The organism is Stenotrophomonas maltophilia (genome assembly GCF_006974125.1).
Taxonomy (GTDB): Bacteria; Pseudomonadota; Gammaproteobacteria; order Xanthomonadales; family Xanthomonadaceae; genus Stenotrophomonas; species Stenotrophomonas maltophilia_O.
The window spans coordinates 3,570,621-3,591,031 of record NZ_CP037858.1 but is presented as its reverse complement, the minus strand read 5'-3'; the positions used below and the strand labels follow the sequence as shown (position 1 = coordinate 3,591,031).

The window sequence follows — 20,411 nt, the reverse complement described above, 5'->3', positions numbered from 1 at the left end:
GCGTGGCGTGGATCTACCGGCCAGATATGGGTAGTGCCGGCCGCTGGCCGGCATCCCATGAACCCTCTGCGGATCTGACACCGTTGCCGGCCAGCGGCCGGCACTACCGGAATTACCCCAACCGCTTCAGCTCCCACGCGCGGTGGATGCGCGCGTTGCGCTCGAAGTCCGGACCAATCGTGCGCGCGGTGATCTCGCGGCACTGGGCGAACTCGGCGATGGCGTTCTCTTCCAGCTTGAAGCGTCGGAAGTTGTTGGAGAAGTACAGCACGCCGCCGGGCGCCAATCGTGCCACCGCCGCGCGCAGCAGCTTCAGCTGCTCGCGCTGCACGTCGAAGTCATCGGCACGGGCGGAGTTGGAGAAGGTCGGCGGATCGCAGAAGATCACGTCGTACTGCCCACGGTCGCCCTCCAGCCAGGCCATTGCATCGGCCTGCACCAGCAGATGCTGGTTGCCGCCCTGCCCGTTCAAGGCCAGGTTGTCGTAGCACCACTGCAGGTAGGTCGCCGACAGGTCGACGCTGGTGGTGCTGGCGGCACCGGCCACGGCGGCCTGCACGCTGGCCACGCCGGTGTAGCAGAACAGGTTGAGGAAGCGCTTGCCGCGCACCTGCTCGGCCATCATCCGGCGCAGCGGGCGATGGTCGAGGAACAGGCCGGTATCGAGGTAGTCGAACAGGTTCACCTGCAGCAGCGCGTTGTTCTCGCGCACCACGATGAATTCGTCGCGCTGCTCGAAGCGGCCGTACTTGCTGCCGCCCTTGCCGCGCTCGCGCGACTTCATCGAGACCTGCTCCGGCGGTACGCCGAACACTTCACGCGCGGCGGCCAGCAGTTCGTTGCGGCGGCGGCGCACGTCGTTCTCCGGAATCGCGGCCGGTGCGGCGTACTCCTGCACATGCAGGAAGGTGCGGCGCTTGCCACCCTCTTCCTCGTAGACGTCAATGGCGGCCGCGTATTCCGGCAGGTCGGCGTCATAGGCACGGAAGCAGGTGATGTCTTCGCGGGTGCGCCAGCTCTTGAACTTCTTCAGGTTCTTGCGCAGGCGGTTGGCCACCATCTGCGCACCTTCGCTCAGTTCGCGTGGCTGCGCCGGGTCGCGGCCCGGCACAGCGATCGGGTCGCAGACGATCAGCGCGCATTCCAGCGCACCGTTGAACATCTGGTACTTCTTGCCGGCGCGCAGGCCGGTGGCAAAGGCCAGTTCGTCGTTGCCACACAGCAGGCTGGCGCGCCACTGCGGCACGGCCTTCTGCAGGGCATTGCCCAGTGCACGGTAAAGCGCCGGATCGGCGGCCAGGCGTTCGTCGTACGGCGGATTGCAGACCACCGCGCCGATCTCCTGTTCGGGCGCAGCCAGGTCGGCCACGTCGGCACGGGTGAAGCGGATCGCATGAGCGACGCCCGCGACCTCGGCGTTCTCGCGCGCCGCCTGGATGGCGGCCGGGTCGATGTCGCTTCCGTGGATGACCGGCTTCAGCGCGGCCAGGCCAGCGGCTTCGCGATCACGCGCTTCGCTCTGGATGGCCTTCCAGGTGGCCTTGTCGAAGCCCAGCCAGCGGCTCGGCGGCAGGCTGCCATGGCGCATCAGGCCGGGAGCGACGTCGGCGGCCATCAGCGCGCCTTCGATCAGCAGCGTGCCGCTGCCGCACATCGGGTCCAGCAGGCCACCGCCGGCGGCATGCAGGCGCGGCCACTGCGCGCGCAGCAGCAGCGCGGCGGCCAGGTTTTCCTTCAGCGGTGCCTCGTGGGCGGCGCCACGCCAGCCACGGCGATGCAGCGGGCCACCGCCGAGGTCGATCGACAGCGAGGCACGGCCCTTGCGCAGCGACAGGTTCACGCGCACGTCCGGCAGGTCGGTGTTGACCGACGGGCGCTCCAGGCCTTCGTCACGCATGCGGTCGACGATGGCGTCCTTGATCCGCTGCGCGGCGAAACGCGCATGGGTGATCTTGTCGCCGGACACGTGCGCGTCCACCGCCAGGGTCATCTCCGGCTTGATGTGCTCCTGCCAGGGCAGCGCACGCACGCCGTCGTACAGGGCCTGTTCGTCCGGGCATTCGAATTCGTCGATCGGCCACAGCACGCGGCTGGCCAGGCGCGACCACATCACGATCCGCAGCGCCTGCTCCAGTTCGCCCTCGGCGTTGACGCCGGCAATGGTGGCAGTGGCCTTGCCAAGGCCCAGGGCCGACAGTTCATCGGCAAGCAGGTATTCCAGGCCCTTGGCGCAGGAGACGAAGAATTTCACGGGATCGGTTCGCAGGTGGTCGGGCGCGGCACAGGGGCCGGGCCGGTCGGAAAGGAGGGCCGCAAGCACGGCCAGCAGGCCCGCGCCGGGGGCGGCGGGGCTGCCATTGTAGTCAAAGCGGGCGGGCACGCCGTGCGCCCGGGCTTCACAGTTGCCGTAGCAGGCGCTCGAAGGCCTGCGCGGAGGCCTCCACATGGTGTTCCAGGCGGTGGCCGTCATCGACCAGCAGCAGCTGCGCGGCGCGCGCCTGTGCCCAGGCGATGACCCCGGCGGCCGGGACCACATCGTCATGCCAGGCCTGCACCACCGTAGTCGGTACCGCGGCAGCATCCAGTGCCGGCATCGGGCCCATGGTGGTCGGCGGCACCATCAGGAACAGGCCGGCCACCGGCACCTGCAGCGAGGCGATGGCGGAGATGTAGGCGCCCAGGCTGGAGCCGGCCAGCACCACCGGGCCCTGCCGGGCGGCAAGGGCGGTGCGTTCGACCAGGCGGCGCAGGCGGGTCGGCACGTCGCCTACCCGGCTGACCTCGCTCATGGCGTCCAGGTCGGTGTAGTCGGGGCGCTCGTGGGTCCAGCCCAGGCGCTGCGCCACCTCCGCCAGCGCGGTGACCTTGGTCGCTTCCGGGCCGCTCTCGAAGCCGTGGGACAGGATGCAGTGGCCGCGGCTCACGCGCAGGCTCCGTGCGCGCGGTTCGACAAGGAAAGGGAAGGCAGGTTCATGCCGCAATGCTAGCATCGCCGGATGCCCAACCCGCTCCTGCCCGGCCTGCAGCTGCAGCCCCTGCCCTACGAAGACCGTCTGCCGCTGCGCGACCCGGCCACGCTGGAGATGGTGGTGATCCACTGCACCGAGCTGCCCGATCTGGTGATGGCGCGGGAGTACGGGCAGCGCGTGCTGTACGACAGTGGCGCCGGCAACAGCGGCCATTTCTACATCGACCGTGATGGCCGCGTGGTGCAGTACGTGGCACCGGAACGCGTGGCCCACCACGTACGCGGCATGAACGCGCATTCGCTGGGCATCGAGCTGGTCAACACCGGGCGCTACCCGCACTGGTTCGACAGCCGTCACCAGGCGATGGACGAGGCCTACACCGAGGCGCAGCTGGTGGCGCTGGAGGCGCTGCTACTGGCGCTGGTGGCGCGCTATCCGTCGCTGCGGCGGATTGCCGGGCACGACCAGCTGGATCTTGAGCAGGTGCCGGCCAGCGACGACCCGACGCTGATGGTGGCGCGCAAGCGTGATCCGGGGCCGTTGTTCCCATGGGCGCGGGTGCTGGCGAAGGTGCCGTTGCAGCCTGTTGGGTAAGCGGCAGGGCTGCGCCCTGCACCCGCAGAAGCAACGTCAACGTCAAAAGCCGGCATTCGGTGGGATGGCGGGGGGGATCCGGTTGCGGGGGACGCCGTAAACCCGTCCCTGGGGGCTTGGCCGCGGCATCCATGCCGCGGACACCCCCGCAACCGGACCCACCCCGCCTTCGACAGTTTCCCGCTGCTGTTGGTGGGTGCCGACCGTTGGTCGGCACGGGGTCGAATCGATCGAAGGGTGCCTTTGTAGAGTCGAGCCGCGCTCGACTGCGTTTTGCCCGGATCGCTCAGGCGCCGGTCGCCACCGGGCGGCTGCTGTCGCTGACCCACCCGCTCCACGAATCGGCGTAGATACGCGCGCCGGACAGGCCGGCCGCTTCCATCGCCAGCAGCAGATGGCAGGCGGTCACGCCGGAGCCGCACATCAGCACCACCTGCTGCGGATCACGGTTGCCGATCACGCCCTGCAGTTCGGCGCGCAGCGCCTGTGCGTCGCGCAGGCGGCCGTCGAGTACGTTCAATGCGAACGGGCGGTTGACCGCGCCAGGCACGTGGCCGGCGACCGGGTCCAGCGGCTCGACTTCACCGCGGAAGCGCTCACCCGCGCGCGCGTCGACCAGCCAGCCCTGCGCATGCTTCAGCCGCGCGGTGATTTCATCGGCATTGGCGATCTGTGTGGTGTCGAAGCGGCCCGGGTAGGCAGGCAACGCCGTCACTTCAGTCTGGCCGCTCGCCAGCGCGTGACCAGCCGCCTGCCAGGCGGCGATGCCGCCGTCGAGCACGGCAACCCTGCTGTGACCCATCAGGCGCAGCAGCCACCACAGGCGCGAGGCGGCCATGCTGCCGTCGCTGCCGTCGTAGACCACCACCTGGGTGTCGGGGCCGATGCCCCACTGCCCCAGCTTTGCGGCAAAGGCATCGCTGTCCGGCAGTGGATGGCGACCATGGCCGACGCGCGACAGATCGGACAGGTCACGATTGAGATCGGCATACACCGCACCCGGGATATGACCTGCCAGATACTGGCCGCTTCCCGCCTGCGGGTCGGCCAGCGAGGAACGCGCATCAACCACGCGCACCGCGGTGCTGGCGGTGGCGCGTGCGTCGACCACGCGGATGCCCTCGCCCAACGTGGCAGCCAGGGGGGCGACATCGACCAGGGTGGTCCACGGCGGATCGATCAGGTTCATTGCACTTGCTCCAGGCGGCGACGCAGGTTGTAGAGAATGGCCGCGGTGGCGCCCCAGATGCGCTGGCCGGGCCAGCCGTACTCAAGGACGTGGCGGATGCGGCCGCGATGGTTGATTTCGACCTGACGCAGGTTGTCGGCCGCCATCAGGTAGTCCAGCGGCACCTCGAACACCTCGGCCACTTCGCTGGGCTGCGGCACCGGCACGAAGTCCGGATCGACCACCGCCACCACCGGGGTGACCCGATAGCCGGTGATCGTCACGAAGGGATCCAGGTAGCCCAGCGCCTGCACCTGGCCGGGCGCCAGTGCGATTTCTTCCTGGCTCTCGCGCAATGCCGCCGCCAGTGCGTCGCGGTCGTCGGGCTCGGTGCGGCCGCCGGGGAATCCGACCTGGCCACCGTGCGTGCGCAGGGTTTCGGTGCGGCGGGTGAGGATCACCTGCGCGCCATTGGCACGCGGCACGATACCCGCGAGCACGGCCGCCTCCACCGGAGGGCCGGACGGCAACAGGTCGATCAGCTCGCTGCGGTTCCAGCCGTCGCCGGCCGGCGGTTCGGCCAAGGGGTGCAGCGCGCGCATCAGTCGTTCGTGGTCGGCCAGCGAGCCGCGCAGTGATTGCTGGAGTTGCGCGCGCAGCGGCTGCACGCGATGCAGGATGCGACTGCGTTCGTCGTGGCTCATCGACGACCACCGTGCGATTTCATCGATATGCCGCCCGCAGCCGGTGCACTGCCGGTGCGGATCCAGCGTGCACACTCCGATGCAGGGACTTGCGACAACACGCGCCGATTCTTCCATTGTTTGCACCCGCCAACAGTAGCGCGAATGGGCTGGATTTGCGCGGGTGGCCCGGCCGGACGGTAGAGTCGACTGTCAGTCGACGCGCGCGCGCAGCGCGGGCGTTTTCTTGATGTGACCCAAGTGCAGTCGACTGACAGTCGACTCTACCGTCAGGAGCTGCGCAAACAAAAACGCGCCGGTGGAATCACCGGCGCGTTTCGTTTACGACTTCGATTTACTTGACGCTGACCAGCTTGATCTCGAACTGCACAGCCACGTTCGGCGGGAACGGGGTGCGCGGGTCGGCACCGTAGGCCTGGTCCGGCGGCAGGGTGACTTCCCACTTCGAGCCTGCCGGCATCTGCAGCAGGGTCTCGCGCATGGCCTTCATTTCGACTTCGCTGACCTTGATCGACGGGATCTGCTGGGCCGGGCGGGCTTCGGTCGGGCGCTGGCCGTACGGGAACGGACCGGCCACTTCCAGCTGCACGGTGCTGGCCTGGGTCGGCTTGGCACCCTTGCCGGCCTCGATCACGCGGTACTGGACGCCGCTCGGCAGCGACTGCACACCGGCCTTGGCCTTGTTCGCCGCGATGAACTGATCGCTCTTGGTCTTGTTTTCGGCAGCAGCCTTTTCGTACTCGGCCTTGGCAGCCTGGGCACGGCCCTGCTCGCGCTTCTGGAACGCTTCAACGGCCGGCTTCAGCTGCTCGGCGGTGATCGCCGGCTGCTTCTTGGCGTAGGCATCCTGCAGGCCCTTCACCACCGAGTTGATGTCCAGCTGCTCACCACGACCGGTCAGCTCCGCCAGGTTGTTGCCGTAGTCGTAACCGAAGTAGTAGCTCAGCTTGCCCTTTTCGGACGAAACGTCCTGGGCGAAGGCATTGCCCGTCAGGGCCAGGGCCGCGACGGCGACCGCGATAGAACGCAACTTCATCAAACAGTTCTCCAGGGGTGGTAACTCAGGGACGTTCTGCGCCGCCCTGAGGCGACGGGTTAGGATAACGGGCGCAACGTGTAACCGCTACTCACGATGCAGGCTATGACCCGTCTGCGTTCGCGGAGTTCAATATCACTTTTTTTTAACGTTCCAGGAGTTTCCCCGTGGCCGATGCCCTGATCGCTGTCACCGACGACGGCGCCATCCGCACCGTGACCGTCCAGCGCCCGGACAAGCTCAACGCCCTCAATGCCGCGACCCTGCAGGCCCTGGCCGAGGCCTTCAGTGCTGCCGCCGCAGACCCGGGGGTGCGCGTGGTGGTGCTGACCGGCGCAGGCCCGAAGGCGTTCGTGGCCGGCGCCGACATTGCCGAGATGAACACACTCAGCGCGGTTCAGGGACGTGATTTCTCGCTGCTGGGCCAGGCCCTGATGCGCCAGATCGAGCGCATGCCCAAGCCGGTCATCGCCCGCGTGAACGGTTTTGCCTTGGGCGGCGGCCTGGAACTGGCCATGGCCTGCCACCTGCGCATCGCCGCCGATACCGCCAAAGTCGGCCAACCGGAAATCAATCTCGGCCTGATTCCCGGCTTCGGCGGCAGCCAGCGCCTGCTGCGCCTGTGCGGCCGCGCCGCCACCCTGGAGCTCTGCCTGCTGGGTGCACCGATCAACGCCGCACGTGCGCTGGAACTGGGGATTGTCAACGAGGTGGTGCCGGCCGACGCGCTGGACAATCGCGTGAATGACGTCGCCCGCCAGCTGGCGCGCTCGGCGCCGCTGGCCCTGCGCGGCCTGCTGGACGCGGTGCACGTGGGTGGCGAATGCAGCCTGGAAGCCGGGCTGGAATACGAAAGCGCGCAGTTCGGCCTGCTGTTCGCCACCGAGGACATGCGCGAGGGAACCAGCGCCTTCCTGCAGCGCCGTCCGCCGGCCTTCCAGAACCGCTGACGCCATGGCATCCCGACCCAACCCCGCGCAGCTGTTCGCCCGGGTCCAGGCAGACGATCTCGATGGCGCCCTGCAGGCCGGTCTGATGGACTATGTCGCCCGCGCCGACGACGCGCAGTTGCTGCCCGGCCACCCGGAACTCCCGCAGCGGTTGCAGCAGGCCCAGCAGCAGCTTCAGGCCGCCTGGGCGGCACGCGAACGCTACCGCGCCCGTGCGGTGCGACTGGCCCGCCGGGAAGCCGAACGCGACGCGCGGCGCACGCCGGCCCCGGCGCCGGACGTGAAGCCCGCCCTGCCCGCTGCGGCGGCCGCCATCCTCGCCCGGGCCAAGGCCCGCGCCAGCGGCAAGGAGCAGTAATGGCCACCACGAAGAAGACCCCACGCGCCCCGGCGCTGCGTGGCGGCACGATGCCGCGCGCCGACGTGGTGGAAATGTTCACCCGCCTGCGTGAACTCAATCCGCACCCCAAGACCGAACTGGAGTACAGCTCGCCGTTCGAGCTGCTGGTGGCGGTCGCGCTGTCGGCGCAGGCCACCGACGTCGGCGTCAACAAGGCCACGCGCCGTTTATTCCCGGTCGCCAACACGCCGGCGAAGATCCTTGCGCTTGGCGAGGACGGGCTGAAGCAGTACATCGCCACCATCGGCCTGTTCAACGCCAAGGCCAAGAACGTGATCGCCACCTGCGCGATCCTGCTGGAAAAGCATGGTGGTGAAGTGCCGCGCGATCGCGATGCGCTGGAAGCGCTGCCGGGCGTGGGCCGCAAGACCGCCAACGTGGTGCTCAACACCGCGTTCGGCGAGCCGGTGATGGCGGTGGACACGCATATCTTCCGCGTCTCCAACCGTACCGGCCTCGCCCCGGGAAAGAATGTGCGCGACGTGGAAGACAAGCTGGTGAAGGTGATTCCCGCCGAGTTCCTGCTCGACGCGCATCACTGGCTGATCCTGCACGGTCGTTATGTGTGCAAGGCGCGCAAGCCGGATTGCCCGGGGTGCGTGATCGCCGATCTGTGCCGGTTCAAGGAAAAGACCACGGCCGAGGCATGACGCAGTCTCTGTTGTGACCAAACGAAGACGGCGGGCACGAGGCCCGCCGTCTGTGTTTCAGGACAAGCGTGCTTCAGGAGATCAGAACGACAGGTCGCCCCATACGCCGAATTCCTTGGTCTTGTCGTTCTTCTTGTCGCCGGCGTTGGCCAGGTGCGTGTATTTGTACACGGTCGACAGCTTGAGGTTCTTCATGACCGGGAACTCGACGCCGACGTTCCAGTACTTGTCGCTCAAGGTCGGGTCCAGGGTCTTGCTGACGTCGGTGTCATCGTAACGACCGAACACGTTGATGCCGCCATCGGTCACGCGCACGCTGCCCCACACCGACCAGCCGCTGGACTTGTCGGTGGCAACGGTCATCACGTTGTTGAGGTTCTTGGCCTGGAAGTACTCGCCACCGACGCGGAAGTCGCTGCTGGCGTAGGCCACCATCGCGTTGGCGCGGGTGTAGGTGTTCTCGGAACTCTGGATGTCGGTTTCCTTGCCCAGCTTGCCGCTGTAGCCACCGACGGCAACCACGAAGTTCTCGTTCGGGGTGTAGGCCACGCGGCCTTCCACGTCCATGCCCTTGCTGCGGGTCGGGTTCTTGTAGCCGGCGCCGGACACCACCGAGACGGCGTAGTTGAAGTTGTTGCCCAGGTTGCCGAAGCCATGCAGGCCCCAGTCGGACGAGTTGCCATACTTCAGGCGGTCGGTCAGGGTGTTCTCGACATAGCGCATGCCGTAGAACTTCTCGACGTACGGGATCCACGGCATGTCGGCGGCACCGACGCGCAGGTTGAAGGCCGGGTCGAAGCTGCCCTGCACGTAGGCCTTCTTGACGAACAGTTCGGTGTTGCCGATGGCCGAGCTGTACTGGAAGTCGGTGGTCAGGTTCGCCGACCAGATGTCGTTGAACTTGTGGTCGACGGTCAGGTAGAAGCGCTTGACGTCCAGACCGGTGCCGCTGGCGGCGGTGTCCTTGCCGTTGCTGGTCTTGTCGATGTTGGTCAGGTCGAAGAACATGCGACCGCCGATCTTGTTGTCATTGACCAGCTTGGCCAGCTTGTCGACGCTGGTCTGGGTCTTCTGTGCACCTTCCAGCGCCTGCGCCTGGGTGATGTTCACTTCGGACTGCGCGTCGGACTGCGCCTGCAGCGCCTGCGAATCGTTCTGCAACTGCTGGACCTGGGCCTGCAGCGCGGCGATCTGTGCCTGCAGCTGCTGCAGCTGTGCCTGGGATACGCCCGAGCTGGCGGGGGCTGCGAAGGCGTCGGCGGAAACCAGACCGAGGCTTGCAACGACCGCGGCGGCGAGCAAATGGGAACGCATTTTGGATCTCTCCAGAGGGTTGGAATGGCTTGGGCAGAACGCCACGCCGGCAGGCCGGTCAAGCGTTTTGCGAACGTTCCGTTAAAACCATGACAGTCGAATGACAAACTGCGCACCAAACACAGGTTTCTTCGTGCGGTCATGCGGACGACGCATTTGCGCCGGCATCTGTGTCGAGGCCTTGCGGCACATGGCGTGATGTATCCGCTTCAACACGCAACGCGGCACCATGCATCCCGGTGCGGGACATGGCATCGCTGCCGGATGCCCATTCCCGGGATGCGTGCGCGCCAGCGTGGAGGCTCCGACAGCGACATATAGAGGAGGGCGGCGCGCCCCCCTGCCGCCCCTCGACCGCGCGCCAATCCTTCACGGACACCGCCGCAGCTGTAACGGCCAGCGCTGTAACGGTTGCGTCATACAACGGTCCCTGCGCTGTCATCGAACCGTTATGGAATGTGCGCCGGGCGGGTAACCCCGCATCCCAATCAACCCAGGAGCCACCCCGTGATCCACGCCTTCAAGTCGCGCGTTGCCGTTGCCGTCTTCGCAGCGTCGTCCGTGTTCGCCGCCAACGCCGCTGAAATCACCGGCGCGGGCGCCTCGTTCATCTACCCGGTGATGTCGAAGTGGTCGGCCGACTACAACGCCGCCACCAGCAACAAGGTCAACTACCAGTCGATCGGCTCCGGCGGTGGTATCGCCCAGATCAAGGCCAAGACCGTTGATTTCGGCTCCTCCGACGCCCCGCTGAAGCCGGAAGAACTGGCCGCTTCGGGCCTGGCGCAGTTCCCGTCGGTGATCGGCGGCGTGGTGCCGGTGGTCAACGTGGCCGGCATCGCCCCGGGCGCACTGAAGCTGGACGGCACCGTGCTGGCCAACATCTTCCTGGGCAAGATCAAGACCTGGAACGACCCGGCCATCGCCGCGCTGAACCCGGGCGTGACCCTGCCGAGCGCCAAGATCACCGTCGTGCACCGTTCGGACGGCTCGGGCACCACCTTCAACTTCGTCAACTACCTGTCCAAGGTCAGCCCGGAGTGGAAGAGCTCGGTCGGTGAAGGCACCTCGGTCCAGTGGCCGGCCGGCATCGGCGGCAAGGGCAACGAAGGCGTTGCTGCCTACGTGAAGCAGATCAAGGGCGGCATCGGCTACGTCGAACTGTCCTACGCGCTGCAGAACAAGCTGTCGTACACCGCGATGAAGAATGCCGCCGGCCGCTTCGTGCAGCCGAGCGACGCGTCGTTCGCCGCCGCCGCTGCCAGCGCCGACTGGGCCAGCGCCAAGGACTTCTACCTGGTGATGACCAACGCCCCCGGCGCCGAGTCCTGGCCGATCACCGCCACCAACTTCATCCTGGTGCACAAGAAGCCGAAGAACGCTGCCAACGGCAAGGCCACCCAGGAGTTCTTCCGCTGGGTCTACAAGAGCGGCGACGCCCAGGCCCGCCAGCTGGACTACGTGCCGCTGCCGGACAGCCTGGTCCGCCAGATCGAGACCTACTGGTCGCAGAACCTGAAGTAAGCGTTCCCCCCGCAGGAACGGGGTCGGCGGGTCCTCTCTCCCCCGCCGATCCCACCCGGGCGCGAGATCCTCGAGATCTCGCGCTCTTCTTGTTTTTTCGGGGTTGGTCGTGAAGAGCGTTTGCGCCTGCGTTGATCCGTGGGTGAGTCAGTGGGCCAGGGCGTGCAGGACACGCCGTAAACCCCGCTCCGCGGTCCGGCCCAGCCGCTGGCGGCTGTGCGTTCGGGCGCTTGCGAGGCAGTGCCTCGCAGGCAAACCGCCCTCACCCCTGGGGGCTCGGCCACGGCATCCATGCCGTGGACGGTCCTGCACGCCCTGGCCCACCGCCTCTCGACAGTTCATCGGGGGCGCGGTGGGGTCATGGAAGGCAGAAGCAAAGGCAGGAGCGTTTGTAGAGCCGAGCCCATGCTCGGCTGGGTGCTGGAGCGTGCGGACCAACGGTCCGCACCTACCGAGGGCAGGGAGCAGTCGAGTATGGCTCGACTCTACAAGGGCCAACCGACCGTCATATCGGTGCGCAGATCGGGGGTTTCCCGGCACCTGCCGGATCGGCGCCAACCCTGTGAAACCCTTGTCAGAACGTGATCCGGGACACCTCTGTCATGGTCGTAATACGGCTGTAACAAAAACATCATTTCATAGCCGCATCCGCCGACCACGTCGGCTCTTCCCCGCTATGGAGTGACCATGAAACTGCACTCGGCCGGCCTTGCCGCCCTTTCCCTGGCCATCGCCCTGGGCCTGTCGGCCTGCGGTGGCGACAAGCAGGCCGCGCAGCAGCCGGCTGCCGACGGTGCCGCTGCCCCGGCCGCTGCCGGTGCCAAGGTGACCGCCGAAGTGTCCGGCGCGGGCGCGTCCTTCATCTTCCCGCTGGTCTCCAAGTGGTCGGCTGACTACAACGCCAGCACCGGCGCCAAGATCAACTACCAGTCGATCGGCTCGGGCGGCGGTATCGCCCAGATCAAGGCCGGCACCGTCGACTTCGGTTCCTCCGACAAGCCGCTGAGCAGCGAAGAGCTGGCCCAGGCCGGCCTGGCGCAGTTCCCGTCCGCCATCGGCGGCGTGGTGCCGGTGGTCAACATCGAAGGCCTGGAAGCCGGCAAGCTGCGCCTGAGCGGCGCCCTGCTGGCCGACATCTTCCTGGGCAAGGTCAAGACCTGGAACGATCCGGCCATCGTCGCCGCCAACCCGGGCGTGAAGCTGCCGGACGGCAAGATCACCCTGGTCCACCGTTCGGATGGTTCGGGCACCACCTTCAACTTCTCCAACTACCTGTCCAAGGTCAGCCCGGAGTGGAAGAGCAAGGTCGGCGAAGGCACCTCGGTGCAGTGGCCGGACGGCGTTGGTGGCAAGGGCAACGAAGGCGTTGCTTCCTACGTGAAGCAGATCAAGGGTTCGATCGGCTACGTCGAACTGGCCTATGCGCTGCAGAACGGCATGCCGTACACCGCCATGCAGAACGCGGCCGGCAACTGGGTCGAGCCGAGCGCGGAAACCTTCGCCGCTGCAGCCGCCAGCGCCGACTGGGCCAGCGCCAAGGACTTCAACCTGGTCATCACCAACGCACCGGGCGAGCAGGCGTGGCCGATCACCGCCACCAACTTCATGCTCATGCAGAAGCAGCCGAAGGACGCCAAGCGCAACCAGGACACCCTGGCCTTCTTCAAGTGGGCCTTCGAAAACGGCCAGGCCCAGGCCAACGAGCTGCACTACGTGCCGCTGCCGGCCGAACTGGTCAAGCAGATCGAGGCCTACTGGGCGTCCGACCTGAAGTGATGGACACGACGGTGCCCGCCCCGCGCGGGCACCGCCGCTTCCACGCCGTGCCGCCCCGCCCCTTCCTGGCCCTGCCGTCCCCATGAATGCCATCGCCCAGCCTGTAGCCGCCCCGTCCACGCGTGATGCGCGTGATGCCCGCAACGACAAACTGTTCCGATGGGTGCTGGTCGGCACCGTCATCTTCGTCCTGATCGCCCTGGCCTGCGCCGCGCTGTCGATGCTGTGGGGCGGCCGCCATGCCCTGCAGATGCAGGGCCTGAGCTTCTTCTTCTCCGCCGACTGGAATCCGGTCGAAAACAAGTTCGGCGCCCTCGCCCCGATCTACGGCACCCTGGTCACCGCGCTCATCGCGATGGTCATCGCCGTGCCGGTCAGCTTCGGCATCGCCTTCTTCCTCACCGAAGTCGCGCCGCGCTGGCTGCGTGGCCCGGTCGGTACCGCCATCGAACTGCTGGCCGGCATTCCCTCGATCATCTACGGCATGTGGGGCCTGTTCGTGCTGGTGCCGGTGATGACCGAGTACGTCACCCCGTTCCTCAACGAAACCCTGGGCGAGATGCCGATCATCGGCCCGCTGTTCCAGGGCCCGCCGCTGGGCATCGGCATGCTCACCGCCGGTTTCGTGCTGGCCATCATGGTCATTCCGTTCATCTCCTCGGTGATGCGCGAAGTGTTCCTGACCGTGCCGACCCGCCTGAAGGAATCGGCCTACGCGCTGGGCTCCACCAAGTGGGAAGTGAGCTGGGACATCGTCCTGCCCTACACCCGCTCGGCGGTGATCGGCGGCATCTTCCTCGGCCTCGGCCGCGCCCTGGGCGAGACGATGGCGGTGGCCTTCGTGATCGGCAACAGCGTGCGCCTGTCGCCGTCGCTGCTGGAACCGGGCACCACCATCGCCGCGCTGATCGCCAACGATTTCGGCGAAGCCACTGAAACCTACCGCTCGGCCCTGCTGCTGCTCGGCTTCGTCCTGTTCATCGTCACCTTCGTGGTGCTGGCCATCGCCCGCCTGATGTTGATGCGCCTGTCCCGCAAGGAGGGCAACTGATGTCCACCACCGCTGATTCCTTGTACCTGCGCCGCCGCATCGGCAATGTCGTTGCGATCACCGCCTCCTGCGCCACTGCGCTGTTCGGCCTGTTCTTCCTGGGCTGGATCCTGTTCACCCTGGCCTCCAAGGGCCTGGCCGGCATCAACTGGGATCTCTTCACCAAGATGACGCCGCCGCCGATGCAGGAAGGCGGCCTCGCCAACGCCTTCTTCGGCAGTGCCGTGATGTGTGCGCTGGCGATCGGCATCGGCACCCCGCTGGGCGTGCTGGCCGGCACCTGGCTGGCCGAGTACGGCAACGCCCGCAAGGCCGGCACCGTGGTCCGCTTCGTCAACGACATCCTGCTGTCGGCCCCGTCCATCGTGCTGGGCCTGTTCGTCTACACCCTGTACGTGATGCAGACCGGCGGCAACTTCTCGGCGTTTGCCGGTGCCCTGTCGCTGGCCTTCATCGTGCTGCCGGTGGTGGTGCGCACCACCGACGAGATGCTGCGCCTGGTGCCCTCGCAGATGCGTGAGGCGGCCCTGTCGCTGGGCATCCCGCAGTGGAAGGTGATCGTGCAGGTGCTGTACCGCAGTGCCTCGGCCGGCATCATCACCGGCATCCTGCTGGCGCTGGCCCGCATCTCCGGCGAAACCGCGCCGCTGCTGTTCACCGCCTTCGGCAACCAGTACTGGAACAACAACATCTTCCAGCCGATGGCCTCGGTGCCGGTGGTGATGAACCAGTTCGCCGGCAGCCCGTATGAATCCTGGCAGGTTCTGGCCTGGGCCGGTGCCCTGGTGCTGACTGTCTTCGTGTTGCTGGTCAGCCTTGCCGCCCGCGGCATCCTGCTGCGCAACCGTATCTCCCATGACTGACCTTTCCGTGGATAACGCCATGAACGACCTTTCCAACGCCGTGCCGATGCAGCGCATCGCCGTGCCGTCCTCGCACGAGAGCCTGCACACGCCGTCGCCGGTGAAGCTGGCTGCGCGTGGACTGGACTTCTACTACGACAAGTTCCACGCCCTGAAGGGCATCAACCTGGAGATTCCGGAAAAGCGCGTGACCGCGCTGATCGGTCCCTCCGGTTGCGGCAAGTCGACCCTGCTGCGCATCTTCAACCGCATCTACGCGCTGTACCCGAAGCTGGAAGCGCGCGGTGAGGTGCTGCTGGACGGCGAGAACATCCTGTCGCCGAAGTACCCGATGAACCGCTTGCGCAGCAAGGTCGGCATGGTGTTCCAGAAGCCGGTGCCGTTCCCGATGACCATCTTCGAGAACGTGGCCCACGGCATCCGCCACCACGAGAAGCTGAGCAAGGCCGACATGGCCGACCGCGTCGAGCAGGCGCTGCGCCAGGGCGCACTGTGGGACGAAGTGAAGGACAAGCTGGGGCAGAGCGCACTGGGCCTGTCCGGTGGCCAGCAGCAGCGCCTGTGCATCGCCCGCGCCGTGGCCCTGCGCCCGTCGGTGTTGCTGCTGGACGAGCCGACCTCGGCGCTGGACCCGATCTCGACCAGCCGCATCGAACAGCTGGTGGAAGAGCTCAAGCACGAGTACACCATCGTCATCGTCACCCACAACATGCAGCAGGCCGCGCGCGTGTCCGACTACACCGCCTTCATGTACCTGGGCGACCTGATCGAGCACGACCGCACCGAAGTGATCTTCTCGCAGCCGTCGCAGCGGCAGACCGAGGACTACATCACCGGTCGCTTCGGCTGATCGACGCTGTTTCTTCGCCATATGTCCCAGCCAGGCATGGCCTGGCTCTACCCGGATTGCAGACCATGAACCTTCCCAACGACCACATCGTCAAGAGCTACGACGAAGAGCAGCAGCGCCTGGTGGCCGAAATCGTGCGCATGGGCGAGATGGCCGTCGCCCAGCTCGAAGCGGCGATGGACGTGATCGAGAAGCGCGACGAGAACGCCGCCCATCGCATCATCGCCAACGACGAAGCGATCGATGCGCTTGAGCAGCAGATCAGCCATGACGTGATGCGTCTGGCGCTGCGTGGGCCGATGGCGCGCGACCTGCGCGAGATCCTGGCCGGCCTGCGCATCCCGGCCGACATCGAACGCATCGGCGACTATGCAGCGAACGTGGCCAAGCGTTCGATCGCGCTGGGCAAGGTGCCGCCGCTGCCGCAGATCCAGGGCCTGCGTGCGCTGGGCCGCCTGGCCGCGCAGCAGGTGCGCCGCGCCATTGCCGCCTACCGCGACAACGACGCCGACGCCGCGCTGGAACTGCGCGAGGACGACGCCCGCCTGGACGCGCAGTACACCGCGCTGTTCCGCGAGCTGCTGACCTACATGATGGAAGACCCGCGCAACATCACCCCGTGCACGCACCTGCTGTTCATGGCCAAGAACCTGGAGCGCGTGGGTGACCACGCCACCAACATCGCCGAGAACGTGTGGTTCCTGGTGCACGGCGAGCAGCCGCTGCCGCCGCGCGAGAAGCGCGACGAGACCTCCAGCACCGGCCAGCCCTGACGCTGCACTGCAACACCGGAGTCGACTCCAAGGTGGCCGCTGTCCTGGTGACAGCGGCCTTCTTTTTTGGGTTTCTCCGTGAATTCATCCACGCATGGCGTGGATCTACCGGGCCGCGCGTGGCGTGCATGCCCTGCCGCGGCTACCGTTCTCCGCTTCTGTAACAAATCTCACGAAAATTTGAGTTCTTGGCGAGGATTCGTTGAGTAGGATCGCTGCACCATCGATTCACCCCGGGCACCTGCCCACCACCCAGGAGTAAGACCGATGAGCAGTTCCAACAAGACCCTGTCCCTGCTGACTGCTACCGCCCTGGCCGCCGGCCTGGGCATGACCGCCAGTGCCTCGGCCCTGAGCATGAGCGACCTCGCCCAAGGCTACCTGGTGGCCGGACAGGCAGCCAAGGCCAGTACCGACGCCAAGGCCGCCGACACCAGGATGGCCGCTGACGCGACCAAGCATGCCGAAGGCAAGTGTGGTGCCGACGGCAAGACCGCCGAAGGCAAGTGCGGTGCTGACAAGGGCAAGGCTGCCGGTGCGGCCGCTGGCGCCAAGGCCAAGACCGGCGACAAGAAGGCGGCCGAAGGCAAGTGTGGCGAAGGCAAGTGCGGTGGCAAGCACTGAGGTCCGCGCCAGCGCCGTCAACCCGCGGTCGCCGCTTCGTGCGGCGGCCGCCGGGTTGGGGCTGCGCCGGGCGCTGCTGCAGGACCTGCGTGATGCACCGGCGGACGACTTCGATTTCCTCGAATGCGCGCCGGAAAACTGGATCAATGTCGGCGGCCCCGCCGGGGATGCGCTGGCCGAGCTGGCACAGCGCCATCCGCTCAGCTGCCACGGCCTGTCCCTGTCGCTGGGCGGTAGTGCGCCGCTGGATACCCGGCTGCTGGAGCAGGTCGGCCAGTTCCTGGAGATGCACCGCGTGCCGCTGTACAGCGAACACCTGAGCTACTGCAGCGACGACGGCCACCTGTACGACCTGCTGCCGATTCCGTTCACCGATGAAGCAGTGCGCCACACCGCCGCACGCATCCGTCAGGTGCAGGATCTGCTGGGCCGCCGCGTCGCGGTGGAGAACGTGTCCTATTACCTGGCGCCGGAGCCGGCGATGGACGAACTGGCCTTCACCAATGCCGTGCTCGCCGAGGCCGACTGCGATCTGCTGCTGGACGTCAACAACGTCTACGTCAATGCCTGCAACCACGGTTACGACGCCGACGCGTTCATCGCCGGCCTGCCCGCAGACCGCATCGTCTGCCTGCACGTGGCCGGGCACCTGGATGAAGCGCCGGACCTGAAAATCGATACCCATGGCAGTGCGGTGATCGACCCGGTCTGGGAGCTGCTGGCACGCACCTATGCGCGCATCGGCGCTCGCCCCACCCTGCTCGAGCGCGATTTCAATTTCCCACCCTACGCCGAACTGCGCGGCGAACTGCAGACCATCCGCCGCCTGCAGGCCGCGCACGCGGAGGCCCTGCATGGCTGATGCCCCCGCCACGCTGCGTGCGCAGCAGCACGCGTTCACCGCACACCTGCGCGATCCACAGGCGGTGGCCTCACCCGCCGGACTCGAACCGCGCCGCGTGGCGGTGTACCAGCGGCTGCTGTTCAACAACCTGCTCGGTCTGTTGAGCAACGGCTTCCCGGTCTGCGTGCGCCTGCTCGGTGAACCGACCTGGAGCGCGCTGGTCCGCCACTACTTCAGCATGCACCGCTGCCAGACCCCGCTGTTCACCGAACTGGCCGCTGAGTTCGTGCAATGGCTGCAGGCGCAGCCGCAGCTGCCACACCCGGCGCTGGCCGAGCTGGCCCACTACGAGTGGGTGGAAACCGCGCTGTACCAGCTGCAGGCCGAGCCACTTCCTGCGCCTGGCGGCATCGACCCGCTGCGGGTGCCGCTGCAGCGCTCGCCGCTGGCGTGGCCGCTGCTGTACCAGTGGCCGGTGCACCGCCTCGGCGCCGAGGATGCACCGACCGAGCCACCCGCCGAGCCGACGGGCCTTCTTGTGCGCCGCGATGCCGACGGCGAGGTGCGGTTCGCCACGCTCAGCCCGCTGGCGGTGTACCTGCTGTCCAGCATCGGTGAACAGCCTGGCCAGGAAGGGCATATCTACCTGCAGCAGCTGGCTGCTGCACATGGGCTGGCCGAGGATGCGCTGGCCGAACCCGGTGCCGCGCTGCTGCAGCAGTTCCTGCAGGCCGGTGTGATCGGCCCGCTTGCATCCCCACCCTGACGCCCCTTCCACCGGAGATCCACCGATGAACCTTCCGCTCCTGGCCGCCGCGCGCGGCCAGCTGGACCGTCTCGCCCCCTGGTTGGCCCCGCTCGGCCTGCGCCTGCTGCTGGCCTGGGAATTCTTCGAATCCGGCCGCGAGAAGCTGCACGGCCAGAACTGGTTTGCCGACCTGCAGGACGCCTTCCCGTTCCCGTTCGACCAGCTGCCGGCCGGCCTGAACTGGCAACTCGCCACCTGGTTCGAACTGATCGGGGCGGCCTGCCTGCTGGTCGGCTTCGGCACCCGTTTTGCCGCCGCCAGCCTGCTGGTGCTGACCGTGGTGGCGACGTATGCAGTGCATTGGCCGATGGAATGGCATTCGCTGGGCGACCTCGCCATGGGATATGCCATCAGTGACCAGGGCTTTGGCAACTTCAAGCTGCCGGTACTGTTCATGGCGATGCTGCTGCCGCTGCTGTTCACCGGTGCCGGCAGGCTGAGCGTGGATGCGTGGCTGGCACGGTGGCAGCCATCGGGCACGACGGCACGGCCCGCAGTCCGGTAGATGCCGACCTTGGTCGGCGCGTCGTGTGCCAACCAAGGTTGGCACCTACCGGGTGCCACCACGGTGGCTGGCATGGGCTGCGTGGCCGGGCGCTCAGGATCGCTCTGCTAGAATTCACGCATGACTGACCCCACTCCCGCACCTGCCGCCGCTCCCGATTCCGCAGTACCCCAGGCGCAGCGCGCGATGTCACAACGCTTCCGCGGCTTCCTGCCGGTAGTGGTGGATGTGGAAACCGGCGGCTTCGACAGCCAGCGCAACGCGCTGCTGGAAATCGCTGCGGTACCGATCGAGATGGACGAGAACGGCCTGCTCTACCCCGGCCAGACCGCCAGTGCCCACGTGGTCCCGGCCGAGGGCCTGGAGATCGACCCGAAGTCGCTGGAAGTGACCGGCATCATCCTCGACCACCCGTTCCGGCTGGCCAAGGAAGAGAAGGCCGCGCTGGACCACGTCTTCACCCCGGTCCGCGCAGCGATGAAGAAGTACGGCTGCCAGCGCGCGATCCTGGTCGGGCACAACGCCCATTTCGACCTGGGCTTCGTCAACGCCGCCGTGGCCCGGACCGGCCACAAGCGCAACCCGTTCCATCCCTTCAGCGTGTTCGACACGGTCACCCTGGCCGGTATCGCCTACGGGCAGACGGTGCTGGCACGCGCGGCCAATGCTGCAGGGCTGGGCTGGGATGCGAACGAAGCGCACAGCGCGGTGTACGACACCGAGCAGACGGCGCGGTTGTTCTGCACCATCGCCAACGCCTGGCCGCGGTAACGCAGCCAACGGCGGAGCCCCTCGTGGCGTGAAGCGAATCATCGGTTGGGCCGGACGGGTGGACTGCGCAGGGGACGCTGCAAGTACGTCCATGTAAGCTCGGTCGCCGCATCCATGCGGCTCACGCCCCTGCGCAGCCCACCCGTCCGGCCACGGACACGTTGCTGGGCGCCACGGAAAGATCAGAAAAGCAGGAGCAACAGCGGGTCGCTGCGCTCGTTGGGGGGCTGCCGACGA

21 protein-coding genes are annotated in these 20,411 nt (G+C 67.1%); 15 read left to right on the top strand and 6 right to left on the bottom strand.

The window, feature by feature from the left end; genetic code table 11:
* Positions 1 to 112 precede the first annotated feature (112 nt).
* Together rlmKL and EZ304_RS16420 are read right to left on the bottom strand one after the other, a co-directional pair.
* Positions 113 to 2,251 (bottom strand): bifunctional 23S rRNA (guanine(2069)-N(7))-methyltransferase RlmK/23S rRNA (guanine(2445)-N(2))-methyltransferase RlmL, encoded by a 2,139-nt coding sequence (gene rlmKL, locus EZ304_RS16425; protein WP_142807622.1) that lies wholly within the window; start codon positions 2,249 to 2,251, stop codon positions 113 to 115.
* Positions 2,252 to 2,396: 145 nt separating this feature from the next.
* Entirely contained in the window at positions 2,397 to 2,924 is a 528-nt protein-coding gene (locus tag EZ304_RS16420; protein WP_142807621.1) for a hypothetical protein, read from the bottom strand.
* Between the two features lie 72 nt (positions 2,925 to 2,996).
* Between EZ304_RS16420 and EZ304_RS16415 the strand changes: the two genes are divergently transcribed.
* On the top strand, positions 2,997 to 3,563 hold the full coding sequence (locus tag EZ304_RS16415) for an N-acetylmuramoyl-L-alanine amidase (protein ID WP_099552609.1): 567 nt from the start codon (positions 2,997 to 2,999) through the stop codon (positions 3,561 to 3,563).
* 286 nt (positions 3,564 to 3,849) lie between these two features.
* Here the strand turns inward: EZ304_RS16415 and EZ304_RS16410 are convergent, their stop codons facing one another.
* The 3 genes from EZ304_RS16410 to EZ304_RS16400 form a co-directional block, all read right to left on the bottom strand.
* Positions 3,850 to 4,752, bottom strand: coding sequence for a sulfurtransferase (locus EZ304_RS16410; protein ID WP_142807620.1), 903 nt, complete (start codon positions 4,750 to 4,752; stop codon positions 3,850 to 3,852).
* Positions 4,749 to 5,552: a CoA pyrophosphatase gene (locus EZ304_RS16405; protein WP_099552607.1), complete on the bottom strand. Its 804-nt coding sequence runs from the start codon at positions 5,550 to 5,552 to the stop codon at positions 4,749 to 4,751. The genes EZ304_RS16410 and EZ304_RS16405 overlap by 4 nt, the downstream gene beginning before the upstream one ends.
* 217 nt (positions 5,553 to 5,769) lie before the next feature.
* Complete coding sequence (locus EZ304_RS16400) at positions 5,770 to 6,471, bottom strand: FKBP-type peptidyl-prolyl cis-trans isomerase N-terminal domain-containing protein (protein ID WP_005408797.1); 702 nt, start codon at positions 6,469 to 6,471, stop codon at positions 5,770 to 5,772.
* A gap of 167 nt (positions 6,472 to 6,638) precedes the next feature.
* Between EZ304_RS16400 and EZ304_RS16395 the strand changes: the two genes are divergently transcribed.
* Genes EZ304_RS16395 through nth form a run of 3 tightly spaced genes read left to right on the top strand, consistent with a single transcriptional unit; the run spans position 6,639 to position 8,471 of the window.
* Positions 6,639 to 7,421: an enoyl-CoA hydratase/isomerase family protein gene (locus EZ304_RS16395; protein ID WP_099552606.1), complete on the top strand. Its 783-nt coding sequence runs from the start codon at positions 6,639 to 6,641 to the stop codon at positions 7,419 to 7,421.
* A 4-nt stretch (positions 7,422 to 7,425) separates the two neighbouring features.
* Positions 7,426 to 7,779: a hypothetical protein gene (locus tag EZ304_RS16390; protein WP_005408795.1), complete on the top strand. Its 354-nt coding sequence runs from the start codon at positions 7,426 to 7,428 to the stop codon at positions 7,777 to 7,779.
* A complete protein-coding gene (nth, locus tag EZ304_RS16385; RefSeq protein WP_099552604.1) occupies positions 7,779 to 8,471 on the top strand; it encodes an endonuclease III in 693 nt (230 codons plus the stop codon). Before EZ304_RS16390 ends, nth begins: the two co-directional genes overlap by 1 nt.
* A gap of 81 nt (positions 8,472 to 8,552) precedes the next feature.
* Here nth and EZ304_RS16380 read toward each other — a convergent pair whose 3' ends face one another.
* A complete protein-coding gene (locus EZ304_RS16380; protein WP_099552603.1) occupies positions 8,553 to 9,785 on the bottom strand; it encodes a porin in 1,233 nt (410 codons plus the stop codon).
* Positions 9,786 to 10,292: 507 nt separating this feature from the next.
* On the opposite strand from EZ304_RS16380, the gene pstS (EZ304_RS16375) reads away from it, so the two are divergent.
* The 11 genes from pstS (EZ304_RS16375) (at position 10,293) to rnt (ending at position 20,174) form a co-directional block, all read left to right on the top strand.
* Positions 10,293 to 11,309 carry a phosphate ABC transporter substrate-binding protein PstS gene (gene pstS / locus EZ304_RS16375; RefSeq protein ID WP_014646540.1) on the top strand — a complete coding sequence of 339 codons (1,017 nt, stop codon included), beginning with the start codon at positions 10,293 to 10,295 and terminating at the stop codon, positions 11,307 to 11,309.
* A 687-nt stretch (positions 11,310 to 11,996) separates the two neighbouring features.
* Positions 11,997 to 13,085, top strand: a complete 1,089-nt coding sequence (gene pstS / locus EZ304_RS16370; RefSeq protein ID WP_142807619.1) for a phosphate ABC transporter substrate-binding protein PstS — start codon at positions 11,997 to 11,999, stop codon at positions 13,083 to 13,085.
* An 82-nt stretch (positions 13,086 to 13,167) separates the two neighbouring features.
* Positions 13,168 to 14,136 (top strand): phosphate ABC transporter permease subunit PstC, encoded by a 969-nt coding sequence (gene pstC / locus EZ304_RS16365; protein WP_049421601.1) that lies wholly within the window; start codon positions 13,168 to 13,170, stop codon positions 14,134 to 14,136.
* Positions 14,136 to 14,999, top strand: a complete 864-nt coding sequence (gene pstA / locus EZ304_RS16360; RefSeq protein WP_032127902.1) for a phosphate ABC transporter permease PstA — start codon at positions 14,136 to 14,138, stop codon at positions 14,997 to 14,999. The genes pstC and pstA overlap by 1 nt, the downstream gene beginning before the upstream one ends.
* A 19-nt stretch (positions 15,000 to 15,018) precedes the next feature.
* Positions 15,019 to 15,849 carry a phosphate ABC transporter ATP-binding protein PstB gene (gene pstB, locus EZ304_RS16355; RefSeq protein WP_142807618.1) on the top strand — a complete coding sequence of 277 codons (831 nt, stop codon included), beginning with the start codon at positions 15,019 to 15,021 and terminating at the stop codon, positions 15,847 to 15,849.
* A gap of 65 nt (positions 15,850 to 15,914) precedes the next feature.
* A complete protein-coding gene (phoU, locus tag EZ304_RS16350; protein ID WP_014036547.1) occupies positions 15,915 to 16,622 on the top strand; it encodes a phosphate signaling complex protein PhoU in 708 nt (235 codons plus the stop codon).
* A 267-nt stretch (positions 16,623 to 16,889) separates the two neighbouring features.
* Positions 16,890 to 17,246, top strand: a complete 357-nt coding sequence (locus EZ304_RS16345) for a hypothetical protein (protein ID WP_099551943.1) — start codon at positions 16,890 to 16,892, stop codon at positions 17,244 to 17,246.
* Positions 17,233 to 18,108: an HvfB family MNIO-type RiPP peptide maturase gene (locus EZ304_RS16340; protein WP_099551944.1), complete on the top strand. Its 876-nt coding sequence runs from the start codon at positions 17,233 to 17,235 to the stop codon at positions 18,106 to 18,108. Before EZ304_RS16345 ends, EZ304_RS16340 begins: the two co-directional genes overlap by 14 nt.
* The gene (locus tag EZ304_RS16335) at positions 18,101 to 18,856 is read left to right on the top strand and encodes an HvfC family RiPP maturation protein (protein ID WP_142807617.1); all 756 of its coding nucleotides are present in this window, start codon (positions 18,101 to 18,103) and stop codon (positions 18,854 to 18,856) included. The genes EZ304_RS16340 and EZ304_RS16335 overlap by 8 nt, the downstream gene beginning before the upstream one ends.
* A gap of 25 nt (positions 18,857 to 18,881) precedes the next feature.
* Positions 18,882 to 19,403 carry an HvfX family Cu-binding RiPP maturation protein gene (locus tag EZ304_RS16330; protein ID WP_142807616.1) on the top strand — a complete coding sequence of 174 codons (522 nt, stop codon included), beginning with the start codon at positions 18,882 to 18,884 and terminating at the stop codon, positions 19,401 to 19,403.
* A 120-nt stretch (positions 19,404 to 19,523) separates the two neighbouring features.
* Positions 19,524 to 20,174 (top strand): ribonuclease T, encoded by a 651-nt coding sequence (gene rnt, locus EZ304_RS16325; RefSeq protein WP_428999702.1) that lies wholly within the window; start codon positions 19,524 to 19,526, stop codon positions 20,172 to 20,174.
* The last annotated feature ends 237 nt before the right edge of the window (positions 20,175 to 20,411 follow it).